Origin of the sequence: Streptacidiphilus sp. MAP12-20 (genome assembly GCF_041262525.1) — a bacterium.
Classification (GTDB): Bacteria; Actinomycetota; Actinomycetes; order Streptomycetales; family Streptomycetaceae; genus Streptacidiphilus.
Window position 1 is genome coordinate 36,643 of record NZ_JBGCCK010000016.1, and the last position, 11,534, is coordinate 48,176.

7 protein-coding genes and 1 pseudogene are annotated in these 11,534 nt (G+C 73.5%); 6 read left to right on the forward strand and 2 right to left on the reverse strand.

The window, feature by feature from the left end; all coding sequences use genetic code 11:
* The first annotated feature begins 25 nt into the window (after nucleotides 1-25).
* Nucleotides 26-919, forward strand: coding sequence for a transcriptional regulator CynR (cynR, locus tag ABIA32_RS21885; RefSeq protein WP_370098024.1), 894 nt, complete (start codon nucleotides 26-28; stop codon nucleotides 917-919).
* On the opposite strand, the gene ABIA32_RS21890 is transcribed toward cynR, so the two are convergent.
* Nucleotides 916-3,837, reverse strand: a complete 2,922-nt coding sequence (locus ABIA32_RS21890) for an FHA domain-containing protein (protein ID WP_370098027.1) — start codon at nucleotides 3,835-3,837, stop codon at nucleotides 916-918. The two genes, cynR and ABIA32_RS21890, sit on opposite strands and share 4 nt — an antisense overlap.
* Before the next feature lie 291 nt (nucleotides 3,838-4,128).
* Here ABIA32_RS21890 and ABIA32_RS21895 point away from each other — a divergent pair, with 291 nt between their 5' ends.
* The 4 genes and pseudogenes from ABIA32_RS21895 to ABIA32_RS21910 all read left to right on the forward strand — a co-directional run bounded on the left by ABIA32_RS21895 (nucleotide 4,129) and on the right by ABIA32_RS21910 (nucleotide 10,296).
* A complete protein-coding gene (locus ABIA32_RS21895) occupies nucleotides 4,129-6,021 on the forward strand; it encodes a protein kinase (RefSeq protein ID WP_370098030.1) in 1,893 nt (630 codons plus the stop codon).
* Between the two features lie 141 nt (nucleotides 6,022-6,162).
* Nucleotides 6,163-7,425: pseudogene (locus ABIA32_RS21900) on the forward strand (serine/threonine-protein kinase); the annotation flags it as partial.
* Between the two features lie 971 nt (nucleotides 7,426-8,396).
* A complete protein-coding gene (prfB, locus tag ABIA32_RS21905; protein WP_370098033.1) occupies nucleotides 8,397-9,506 on the forward strand; it encodes a peptide chain release factor 2 in 1,110 nt (369 codons plus the stop codon).
* Between the two features lie 235 nt (nucleotides 9,507-9,741).
* Nucleotides 9,742-10,296, forward strand: coding sequence for a hypothetical protein (locus ABIA32_RS21910; protein ID WP_370098036.1), 555 nt, complete (start codon nucleotides 9,742-9,744; stop codon nucleotides 10,294-10,296).
* Nucleotides 10,297-10,363: 67 nt separating this feature from the next.
* Here the strand turns inward: ABIA32_RS21910 and ABIA32_RS21915 are convergent, their stop codons facing one another.
* Nucleotides 10,364-10,558 (reverse strand): hypothetical protein, encoded by a 195-nt coding sequence (locus ABIA32_RS21915; protein ID WP_370098039.1) that lies wholly within the window; start codon nucleotides 10,556-10,558, stop codon nucleotides 10,364-10,366.
* Between the two features lie 283 nt (nucleotides 10,559-10,841).
* Here ABIA32_RS21915 and ftsE point away from each other — a divergent pair, with 283 nt between their 5' ends.
* On the forward strand, nucleotides 10,842-11,531 hold the full coding sequence (gene ftsE / locus ABIA32_RS21920) for a cell division ATP-binding protein FtsE (RefSeq protein WP_370098042.1): 690 nt from the start codon (nucleotides 10,842-10,844) through the stop codon (nucleotides 11,529-11,531).
* The last annotated feature ends 3 nt before the right edge of the window (nucleotides 11,532-11,534 follow it).

The window sequence follows — 11,534 nt, forward strand, 5'->3', positions numbered from 1 at the left end:
ATAGATGCTGTCTATAGTTGAATGCATGGAACTGCGCCACCTCAGATACCTGCTCGCCGTGGCCGAACACGCCAGCTTCACGCGCGCCGCCGAGGCCCTGCACGTCTCGCAGCCGACGCTCTCGCAGCAGATCAAGCAACTGGAGAGCTCACTGCGGGTGCAACTGCTCGACCGCTCCGGCCGCACGGTGCGCTTGACCGACGCGGGCGAGGGTTTCGTGCGCTACGCGAGAGAAGCGCTGCGAAGCCTGTCAGCGGCCGAACGCGCGGTGCTGGACGTGCATGACCTCTCGCGCGGCACCCTCCGACTCGCGCTGACGCCGACCTTCACCGGGTATCTGACCGGCCCGCTGGTGGCCGAGTTCCACGCCCGCCACCCGGGGATCACGGTGGACGTCCGCGAGTTGACGCAGGACCGGATCGAGGCGGCACTCGCCGCGGACGAGCTCGACCTCGGCATCGGGTTCGTCGGAGCGGAGCTCCCCGACCTCGTCAGCACCGAGCTGTTCACCGAGACGCTGAGTCTCGTCGTCGGCCCTGAGCATCCGGACGCGAACCGTCGGATCCCGCTGCCCGTCGCCGAGCTGGGAAGCCGTCAGCTGGCGCTGCTGAGTGCGGACTTCGCCACCCGGCGTCAGATCGACGCCTACTTCGCCGCTCATCGGGTCAGCCCGCGCATTGCGGTCGAGGCCAACTCCGTCAGCGCGCTGGTCGAGATCGTCCGGCGGGGCGGGCTCGCCACCGTGCTGCCCGACGAGATCGCTCGCGAGCAGCCGCAGTTGCGGCCCGTGGCGTTGGAGCCGCCGCTGCCCTCGCGCACGGTCGTGCTGATGCGCAGGGACACCGCCTACCGGAGTGCGGCCTCCCGTGCGTTCGCCGACCTCGCCGAACGCTGGACCCCGGCCGACGGCGCGGCTTAGAGCAGAGGTGCTATCGGGGGCGTGCCCAGCGACTCCGACGCGCGTTGGAGCGCGCTGGCCAGCAGGGCCAAGTCCGTGGGGCCGTTGCCCAACTCCCGGACGGGGCGCGAGGCCGGGGGTTCGCCGAGGGAGGACCAGTCCAGCGGGGTGACCGTCGGGCGCAGCGTCGCGGTACGCGGAATGCGGCCGGTGACGCGCGCCGTCTGGAGCGCGGCGACGCCGCCGTCGGGGTGGCGGAGCAGAGCGCGACCCGGCTGGTCGTCGGCCAGGGCCGCCGCGTCGTCCACGTGGATCAGCAGAGCCGAGGCGATCGGCGACTCGACCCGCAGCGCCACGCGCAACTGCGCGGACTCGTCCACCGCCGTGCCGGCCGTGCGCTCGGGTGCCGACGTGGTGACCGCGAGGCGGACGCCGAGGCGCGGGCCGCGCAGCGCCGCGTCCTCCAGGACATGAGCGAGCGGGGAACTCAGCAGTGCGTCCCAGTCGTCCACCGCGACGACCAGGTGCGGCAGCGGCTCGGGGTCGACGGCGAGCGCGCCCTGCGGGGGCTGCTGCGGGTAGTCGTCCGCCGGGCGGCGCGGCGGGGCGAGGCTGGCGAGGGCGCGTTCCGCGTGCCAGGCGGCGAAGGAGCGGCCCTGGAGCAGGACGGCGCGGCGGTCCAGCTCGGAGCTGAGCGCATGCGCGGCATCGCGCAGGGCCGGGCCGTCGGTGGTGGCCACATGGCCGACGACGTGCGGCAGTTCCACAGCGGGGGAGAGGCCGAGCGTCGGCTCCTGCGGCGGGCGGCCCTCGATCAGCAGCAGGCCGAGCCGGTCGGGGCGTTCGGCGACCGCGAGCGCGGCGAGCAGGGAGCGCAGCAGCTCCGTGCGGCCGGACCCGGGCGCGCCGCCGACCAGGAGATGGTCCGTCAGGTCGAGCGCGCAGCTGCCGTCGCGGCCGACCCCGACGGTGGCGGATGGGACCTCGCCCGAGCTGAGCCTGAGCTCGGCCCAGCGGGCGGAGATCTTGGCCGGGGTGACCAGGTCGAGGCCGAGCAGGTCGAGCAGGCGGGCGGCCTCGGGGAGAGCGGACCTGCTGCCAGGACGCTTCGCCGTGTCCGGCTCCCGCAGCGGCGCGAGGGCCCGCGCGAGCCGCCCGGCCCAGGCTGCGCCGACCGCGTCGAGCGCGACCCCGGCGATCAACTCCCGCTCCGGCGCCGCCCGGTGCTGGCCGGCGGCGCGCGCGGCAGCGCTGCCGACGGCGGGACGCTCGATGTCGAGCAGCGTGCCCACCTCGCCGGTGATCGCCACGACGGCGCCGCAGGACTGCGGCAGCTGCTCCGGATGCTCGGCCAGCTGAAGGACGTGGATCCCGCGCGCGGCCCCGTGCGCGAGCAGCTCGGCGACGGCACTGCGTGCGGCCTCGCTGCCCGGATCGCCGTCGACGACCAGCACGGTCGCGCGGCCGCGCGGGCCGCCGTGACCGCTGCGCGGGGAAGGTGAGCCCTCGGTCGCGTGCACGAAGCCGCCAGGGCGGCCGGCCGCATCGTCGGAGAGCTCCGCGCCGGACAGCTCCGCGCCGCTGAGCCGCGGCGGTGGGCCGTCGGGGGCGTCCTCGCCCCAGCCGGGGGCCAGTTCGGCGAGGCGGGCCAGGGCCTGCGTCGCGTCGAAGGCGGTGAGCGCGCGACAGGGCTGGCCGTGGGTGGGGCGGAGGTGGGGGAGCCAGGGCAGCCAGGACCAGCTGTCCGTGCGGTCGTCGAGCGGGCGGGACGGATCGGCCGCGACGAGGACCAGTTCGAGCGTGGAGGGGGCGTGCAGGACCGCGAGCTGGGCGAGCAGCCCGCGGGTGAGCCCGGCGAGGCGGGCGCGTGGGCCTGCCAGACCCACGCTGCCGACCGTGCGCAGGTCGAGCGTGACGGGCGCGTGCGCGCGGGTGCCGAGGCGGACGACGAGGGTGTCCTCGTGGTCGGGGCCGCGCTCCCAGAGCCGGGGCCCCGGGCCGAGCGCGGTGAGCAGCAGCTCCGCCGGATCCGGCCAGCGGCCGGACTCGCGCGGCAGCGCCTGCGGCGGGACGACGGCCGAGGCGGGTTGCGCGCCGCGACGCAGGCCGAGCCGGAAGCCGCGCCCGTGCGTCAGCTGCGGCTCGGCGGGGTGCGTGGCGGCGGGGGACTGCGAGGCGGGAAGCGAGCCCGTGCCGGAGGCCGTGCGGCCGCTCGGCCGGGCCCAGCCGGACTCGTGCCCCGCCGCCCTGGTCGAGACCTGGACCGCGCCCTGGCCGTCCGGCACCAGCTCGGCGCGGCCCAGCTGTGCGGGGACCAGCCGCAGCGCGCTCTCGCCCAGCTCGATCAGCCCGCCGGGCGGGACCGGGCGCGGCTCCGCGCCGACGGGGGCGCCGTCCAGCGCCGTGCCGTTCGTCGAGCCCGCGTCGGCGACGCTGACCCGGCCGTCGGCGCCGACCTCCAGGGAGAGGTGGAAGCGGGAGACGTCGGGATCGTCCACCGGCACGTCCGCGTCAGCCGAGCGGCCGACCACGACCCGCCCCGGATGCAGCAGGTGGATGCCGCCCGCGTCGGGCCCGCCGACGACGTGCAGCGCGGCCGAGGAGCCGGCCGGCTCCGCCGCGTCGTCGGGATCGGGCTCGTCCAGGCGCAGCACGGCGCCGTCGACCAGCGGGGGATGCCCGAGCACCGCGCGCTCGTCGAGCCGGCGACCCTGGGCGAAGAGGTGGATGTGCGTCGCCGCGCGCCCCGTGCGTCCGCCGGGGCGCACCCCGACCGCGCTGGCGAGCGCCGCCGCGACCGCCCCAAGCGTTGTGCCGACGGGGGCGCTGACCAGCACGTCTGCGACGGGCGCGGCGGCATGCGTCGTCGGCGACGTCGAGTACGTCGCAGACGCCGAGCCGCTTTCGCGCGGCCCAAGCACGGTCAGCCGGATCTGCATGCGCCCTGCCCCTTCCCGCCCCGCACGCGATGGTGGTCGCCACGGTGTCGCATGCATCCTCCCATCCGCCACCGACAGTTCGCGCACGGCACCCAATCGGATGATCTTCGGAACGTATCGGGTGCGGTGACACGTCTGCATCAGTGGAGGGGCGAGTGTCCGGTGAGTGTCGCGTGCACGGCACGCCGATCGGATCGAACGCCGTTAGAGTTGCCGAAAACGCGAGCAGCAGCCCCGGCGGGGCCGGGGGGACCGGCCACCTACGGCGCGAGGCACGACGAGGAGCGCACGGTGCGGCCGGTTGGCAGTAAGTACCTGCTGGAGGAGCCGCTGGGACGCGGCGCCACCGGGACGGTGTGGCGTGCCCGGATCCGCGACGACGAGTCGGGGTTCGTCGCGATCAAGGTGCTCAAGGAGGAGCTCGCCACCGATCCCGACGTGGTGATGCGCTTCCTGCGCGAGCGCGCGGTGCTGGTGCGGCTGGTGCACCCGAACATCGTCCGGGTCCGCGACCTGGTGGTCGAGGGCGAGCTGCTGGCCCTGGTGATGGACCTGGTCGACGGCCCCGACCTGCACAAGTACCTGCGCGCCAACGGCCCGCTGACGCCGGTGGCGGGCGCGCTGCTGATGGCGCAGATCGCCGACGCACTCGCGGCCAGCCACGCGGACGGGGTCGTCCACCGCGACCTGAAGCCCGCCAACGTGCTGCTGGCGACGGTGGACGGGCCCGGCGGCCCGTCGATGCACCCGCTGCTCACCGACTTCGGCATCGCCCGGCTGGCCGACTCCCCGGGCATCACCCGGACCGCCGAGTTCGTCGGCACCCCGGCGTACGTCGCGCCCGAATCGGCGGAGGGCCGCCCGCAGACGGCGGCGGTCGACGTCTACGGCGCGGGCATCATGCTCTACGAACTGCTGACCGGCCGGCCGCCGTTCTCGGGCGACGGACCGATCCAGATCCTGCAGGCGCACCTGTCGCAGCACCCGGAGCGGCCGCGGATGCTGCCGGAGCCGCTGTGGGCCGTGATCGAGCGCTGCCTGGAGAAGGAGCCGACGCGCCGCCTGACCGCGGTCGCGCTGGCCACGGCGCTGCGTACGGTCGCGGCGGGGATCGGGGTGCATTCCACGGTCGCCCAGATCGAGGCCGCGAACGCGGTCGGGGTGCTGCTCGCGCCGCCTGCCTACCAGCCCGGGTTCCCCTCCAGCGAGGACCCGACTCTGCCGCACGGCGTCGCGACCGGCGGCGGTCCGCTCGTCCCCGGCCCGGCGGACCCGACCCAGGTGCTCCCGCAGGGCGCGACGGCGGCGGCCGCGTACGGTGCGGCCGACGCGACCCAGGTGCTGCCGCCCAACGCCTTCGCCTCCTCCGGCGCGGGTGATCCGACGAGCGTCCTGCCGCAGGCACCCGGCGCGGACGCAGCCGGTGCCTTCGGCATGAGCGGGCAGTCCGGATACGCGTCCCGGGCGGCCGACCCGACGGCTGTGCTGCCGCAGGGGGCGAGCCCGGCGGAGCGGACGCGGGTGATGCCGGCGAGCACGCAGCAGGCACCGGCCGAGCCGCAGGGGCCGCAGGGGCCGCACCCGTGGGAGTCGCAGTTGCGGGCCGCGCGCTCGCGCAACGAGCAGACGCAGCTGGGGCCGGTCGGCGGCTACGCCGTCGACGACCTCTTCGCGGCCCCGCCGAACGTCGCGCCGCCCGCCTACCAGCAGCAGCCGCAACAGTCGTCCCAGTCGGCCCAGGCTTCCGCGCCGCAGGGCGCTTCGCGGGCGTACCGCGAGCCGGAGGCGCAGCGCCGGCCCCAGGTCGCGCCGCGTCCGTACCAGGCCGAGCCCGAGCCTGCCCCGCGCGCCGCCGCGCCCACGCGCCGTCCTGAGCCGCCGCGCCCCGCCCCGGAGCGCGAGCGTGAACGCGAGCGGGACTACGACCGTGCGCCGGAGCGTTCCCGCGAGCGCGCTCCGCGCAGGCGGCGGCGCATGCGCATCCCCGGTATGGGCTGCCTCAAGGTGCTGGTCTTCCTGGTCATCGTCGGGTTCCTGGTCTGGCAGTTCTCGCCGCTGCACGGCTGGATCGACCACATCGTCAACGTCGTCCACGGCTGGTGGAACCAGGTCGTCGACTGGTACCACCAGATCACCAGCACGGCGAACAAGGTCAAGCACGCCATCCCTCCGAGTGGTAACTGACGGGGCCGGGCTACAGGATTGACGATTTGTCGACACCTGGCGGCCCGTCCGCCCCCCGCTGTCCCCCAAACGGCTCCAAGCCGCGTACTTTGGTCGCTGACGCATGAGCCTTATCAGCCCCACATCGCGCACGGAGCAGCCTTGGCACGCAAGATCGGTAGCCGGTACACCGCGCATACGGTGATCGGCCGTGGCTCGGCTGGCACGGTCTGGCTGGGAGAGGGCCCGGAGGGGCCCGTAGCGATCAAGATCCTGCGCGAGGACCTCGCCTCCGACCAGGTGCTGGTCGGCCGCTTCGTGCAGGAGCGCACCGCGCTCACCAGCCTCGACCACCCGCGCGTCGTCGGGATCCACGACCTCGTCGTCGACGGCGACGACCTCGCGCTCGTCATGGAACTGGTCCACGGGACCGACCTGCGTTCGCGCCTCGACCGCGAGGGACCGTTCACCCCGCAGGCCGCCGTCTCCGTCGCGGCCGACGTCGCCGAGGGGCTCGCCGCCGCGCACGCCGCGGGCATCGTCCACCGGGACGTCAAACCCGAGAACATCCTGCTCGACCAGGCATCCAGCCCCGGCCCCGGCGGCGCGCCGCGGGCCAAACTCTCCGACTTCGGCATCGCCCGCCTGGTCGACGCGCCCCGCCGGACCCGGGCCACCCGGATCATCGGCACCCCGGACTACCTCGCCCCCGAGATCATCGAGGGCCTGGAGCCGCGCGCCGCCGTCGACATCTACGCCCTCGCGACCGTCCTGTACGAACTGCTCGCCGGATTCACGCCCTTCGGCGGCGGCCACACCGGCGCGGTGCTGCGTCGCCACGTCACCGAGACCGTGCCGCCGCTGCCCGGCCTGCCGGAGCCGCTGTGGAAGGTGCTGGCCCAGTGCCTCGCCAAGGCTCCCGCCTCGCGGCTGCGCGCCGCCGAGCTCGCGGCGAGCCTGCGCGACCTACTGCCGGGTCTCGCGGGCCTGCCCGCGCTGCACATCGCGCACCCGGATGCCCCCGAGGTCACCCCGCTCCCCGGCTACGACCCGGCCGACCAGCTCGACGACGACGAGGACGAGCCCGCCGTGAGCCGCGCACGTCGCCGCCGTGGCGCTGCCGTCCCACTGGTGCCCGGCAGCCTCCCGGACTCCAGCAGGGAGACCCACACCAACCTGCGTCGCCCCCGCCCCGAGGAGCTGGCGGGCCTGGCCGAGGCATCCCGCGCGCAGCGGGCGGCGGCGGCCGGGTCGGCCCGTCGGCCCGCCGGGGCCCAGCGCAGCGGCGCGGGCGGAGCGGCGGTGCGGCGTCGACGGCGGATCTTCGCGGGCGCGGCGGCGGTCGTCCTCGCGCTCACCGCCTTCGGCGGCTACGCCGCGCTGTCCGGCTCGACCGGCACCGACCGCCACGGCAATCCGGGCGACGCGGCGACGCCGAGCGCGCACCCGAGCCACAGCGCGGGCCTCCCCAAGGCGCCGGTCTCCGGCGCCTCCGACGCCGCCGCGCCCGGCAGCGCCCCGCGGCTGCCGGCCTGGTCCGGCTGGGCCGACGCGCCCGCGCCGCCCGCGCCGCTGGTCAGCGGGGTCCGGGCGCTCCGCGTCGGCGGTACGGCCTACGTCTTCGGCACGGACGCGACCGGCGCGGTCCGCTACGTCACGCGCAGCGGTTCCGGCTTCGGCCCCTGGGGCAAGCTGACCGGCATACACGTCAGCGGCGAACCCGCGCCGGTCACGCTGCCCGGCGGAGCGTTGCGCCTCTTCGCCCGTGGCACCGACGGCCTGATCTACCAGCGCGAGCTCACCGGCGGCAGCAACTGGACGCCGTGGAGCCAGCTCGACGGGCGCACGCACATCGACGCCTCCCCGGCCGCCGTCGCCTCCGGCGCGCGGATCGACCTGGTGGCCAGGATCGGAAGCGAGCTGGCGACGACCTCGTACGTCGGCGGCGCGTGGACGGCCTGGGCCGCGATCTCCACCGTCGGCCAGCTCGCGGGCCCGCCGGTGCTGATCTCCGAGAACGACGGCACGGCCGACGCCTTCGTGGCGGCCCCCTCCGGCGAGATCCAGCACACCCACCTCGCCGACGGCCTTTGGCACTTCTCCCGGCCGGTCGCCGGTGTGAACACGACCGGCCGCCCCGAGGCGGTGCAGGCCGCCTCCGGCGCGGTCTACGTGTTCTCCTCGGGCGGCGACTACGCGGCCGCGAGCGCGTCGGGGGCGAACTGGGCGCACGGCACACTCCCCGCAGCGCCGTCCTCCTCCTACGCGCCGGCCGCCTACGCGGACCCCGGCGGGATCACGCTGTTCCGGGTCACCCTGGGCGGCGGCCTGCAGTTCACGCACGGGCGCTGACACGGAGCGGCAATCTGTTTGCCGCTCTGCATTACGCTTGGCACGTGGCAGCCATTGATCCTTCCGAAGAACTCAAGTCCCTCGAATCGACCATGCAGTCGATCGAGGCAGTCGTCGACCTGGACAAGCTCCGGGCCGACATCGCGGTCTTCGAGGAGCAGGCCGCCGCACCGGACCTGTGGGACGACGTCGACCACGCCCAGAAGATCACCTCGAAGCTCTCCTACCTCCAGGGCGAGCTGCGCAAGATCCAGAACCTGCGCAGCAGGATCGAGGACCTCGAGATCCTCTTCGAGCTCGCCGAGGCCGAGGGCGACGCGGACGCGCGCGGCGAGGCCGAGACCGAGCTGAACTCGGTGCGGAAGTCCGTCCAGGAGATGGAGGTCCGCACGCTTCTCTCCGGCGAGTACGACTCCCGCGAGGCTCTGGTCAACATCCGCGCCGAGGCGGGCGGCATCGACGCCGCGGACTTCGCCGAGCAGCTGATGCGCATGTACCTGCGCTGGGCCGAGCGCCACGGCTACCCGACCGAGGTCTACGACACCTCCTACGCGGAGGAGGCGGGCATCAAGTCCGCGACCTTCTCCGTCAAGGCCCCCTATGCCTACGGCACCCTCTCCGTCGAGCAGGGCACGCACCGCCTGGTGCGCATCTCGCCCTTCGACAACCAGGGCCGTCGCCAGACCTCCTTCGCGGGTGTCGAGGTCCTGCCGGTCGTCGAGTCCAGCGACCACGTGGACATCGACGAGAAGGAGCTGCGCGTCGACGTCTACCGCTCCTCGGGGCCGGGCGGCCAGGGCGTCAACACGACCGACTCGGCCGTGCGCATCACGCACCTGCCGACCGGCATCGTCGTCTCCTGCCAGAACGAGCGCTCGCAGATCCAGAACAAGGCCTCGGCGATGAACGTCCTCCAGGCCAAGCTGCTGGAGCGGCGCCGCCAGGAGGAGCGCGCCGCGATGGACGCGCTCAAGGACGGCGGCAGCTCCTGGGGCAACCAGATGCGCTCCTACGTGCTGCACCCGTACCAGATGGTCAAGGACCTGCGCACCGAGTACGAGGTGGGCAACCCGCAGGCGGTGCTGGACGGGGATCTGGACGGATTCATCGAGGCCGGCATCCGGTGGCGCAAGGAGCAGGAGAAGGCGGCGTAGATGCCGGCCGAGATGAACAATCGGCGCAGCATCGAGGCTGGCATCCGGTGGCGCAAGGAGCAGGAGAAGGCGGCGTAAGCGCCAGGCTCTTGCAGTAGCTTCACGTCTCCTTCACGGAGTCAGCCGGGGCCCGGCGGTCGGAAGTTGACCGCCGGGCCCTCGTCGCACCATGCTGTCGCCCGGTATCAGCCTTAAGAGAGTCTTTTGCGGGGCAGGGCGGACGGAAGGGGCAGGCGTGGGACGCGGTCACCGGAGGAAGAGCAGCGGTATACGCGTCGCGGGCATCGCGCTCGCGCTGGCCGGGGCGGGGCTGACGGTCGCCGGAGTGGCGAACGCCGCGGCGCCCGCCAAGGTCGTCGACGGCCCGAACAACACCACGGTCGTGCTCGGCACCGGAATCGGCACCGACGGCAGCGGCACGGACACCGCGACGGCGACGGACACGCCGACTGATCAGAGCGGCCTGCTGCCGACCGACACGAGCACGCCCGCCGCGGGCACGTCCACCGCGACCGGGAAGCCGAAGCACACGGCGACGGCGACCGCGACGGCCGGCAACAACGCCTCCACCTCAGCTTCCGGCTCCGCCTCCGCGACGGGCGGCGCCGGCACGGACTCCGGCTCGAACGGCGGCCAGCCGACGATCACCCAGGCCCCGGCGCGCACCCAGCTCGCCGAGACCGGGAGCAGCAACGGCACCCCGATGATCCTGCTCGGCGGCTTCACCTTCGTGCTGGGCGGCGCGGTCTTCCGCTTCGGGCCGCGTGCGGCGAGCAGCCGCAAGCACTGACAGAGCATGCCGAGGGCCCCGGAACCAGTGGTTCCGGGGCCCTCGTGCGTAGCAGGATCTACAGGATCTAGGCGAACGCGTGGCGGGCTATCAGCACGCACGCGACCAGCGCCGTCACCAGCGCGATCAGCGCGGTGGGGGACAGGGAGGCGAAGAACCCCTGCTGCTGCATCAGGCGCGCACGGCTGGCCCGGCACGTGGGGCAGCGCCCCTCGCTGACGGGGCCCGAGCAGTTGGCACACACCAGGCGGTCGAGCGTCATCGCGATCTCCTCCTCTGATGTGCACAACGCAGAACCCTGTCGAGTGGGTTCCCTCCACTGTGCCACGTCACGCGCGATCCAGCGTGATTCCTCAGGTTCACATAGTTGCAATCTGTAATCGCGCGCCTACCCTTCCCAGAAATGCCTGCCATTTTGTCCGTGTTTGCCCGCTACTGTCCGTGAACTCTCCCACCTTTCACGGGACGAGCCTGCGAGCGAACGTCCGACTCGCGTAAGGTCGGCCCAGCCCTGTCCGCCTACACTGGCCCACCGTGATGCAGCCGTGATCAGATTCGACAACGTCTCCAAGACCTATCCGAAGCAGAACCGTCCGGCCCTGGACAACGTCTCGCTCGAGATCGAGAAGGGTGAGTTCGTCTTCCTGGTCGGTTCCTCCGGCTCGGGCAAGTCGACCTTCCTGCGACTCATCCTGCGCGAGGAGCGGCCGAGCACCGGCGAGGTGCACGTGCTGGGCAAGGACCTGGCCAAACTGTCCAACTGGAAGGTGCCGCACATGCGGCGCCAGCTGGGCACCGTCTTCCAGGACTTTCGCCTGCTCCCCAACAAGACCGTCGGCCAGAACGTGGCCTTCGCCCTTGAGGTGATCGGCAAGCCCCGTGCCACGATCAACAAGGTCGTGCCCGAGGTCCTCGAACTGGTCGGCCTGGCCGGCAAGCAGGACCGGATGCCCGGTGAGCTCTCCGGTGGTGAGCAGCAGCGTGTCGCGATCGCTCGTGCCTTCGTGAACCGCCCGATGCTGCTGATCGCGGACGAGCCGACCGGAAACCTCGACCCTCAGAACTCCGTCGGCATCATGAAGCTGCTGGACCGGATCAACCGGACCGGCACCACGGTGCTGATGGCCACCCACGACCAGGCGATCGTCGACCAGATGCGAAAGCGCGTCATCGAGCTGGATCAGGGACACCTGGTCCGCGACCAGTCCCGCGGCGTCTACGGCTACCAGCACTGAGTT